Below are 473 nucleotides of genomic sequence, written 5' to 3' on the forward strand. Positions count from 1 at the left end.
AGACCGGCATGGGCTACCGGCAGTGGCGACTCCAGCTGCGGGTGCACCGCGCGCTCGTCCTGCTCGCCGACGGAGCCTCCGTGACCGACACGGCCGCGGCGTGCGGATGGGCGACGAGCAGTCAGTTCATCGAGCAGTTCACCCCGCTGGTCGGCATGACCCCCGGCAGGTACCGGCCCTCACAGCATCCGGAATGACCCTGCGGCTGACCGGTTCCGTCGCAGGCGCAGCTCCGAGAGCGGGCCCCGACATCACGGAGATGAGCGCCTTCGCCTGCTCCCGGGGTTGGTCACACTGAGAAGCTCTCCGCGCCGATGACGGAGAGCAGGCGCAGCTTCTCCCGACTCTCGCTCCCCGGAGCGGCCGTGTAGACGAGAAGCGCGTGGGACTGCTCCGGTTCGAAGAGCGTCTGGCATTCCAGCTCGAGAGCACCCAGTTCCGGGTGGACGAAGTGCTTGACCGCTCGCGGACGG

Annotated in this window: 1 protein-coding gene and 1 pseudogene; one reads left to right on the plus strand and one right to left on the minus strand. The window is 68.9% G+C overall.

Features of this window, described 5'->3' with window-relative positions:
* On the plus strand, nucleotides 1-197 hold a 197-nt coding region (locus tag LC417_RS22320; protein ID WP_223566365.1), incomplete at its 5' end, for a helix-turn-helix domain-containing protein.
* Between the two features lie 92 nt (nucleotides 198-289).
* On the opposite strand, the pseudogene LC417_RS22325 reads toward LC417_RS22320, so the two are convergent.
* A pseudogene (locus LC417_RS22325) lies at nucleotides 290-473 on the minus strand (transcriptional regulator); the annotation flags it as partial.

The sequence above is a fragment of the Pantoea sp. OVA07A genome (assembly GCF_019969975.1).
In the GTDB taxonomy this organism is placed as follows: domain Bacteria; phylum Pseudomonadota; class Gammaproteobacteria; order Enterobacterales; family Enterobacteriaceae; genus Pantoea; species Pantoea agglomerans.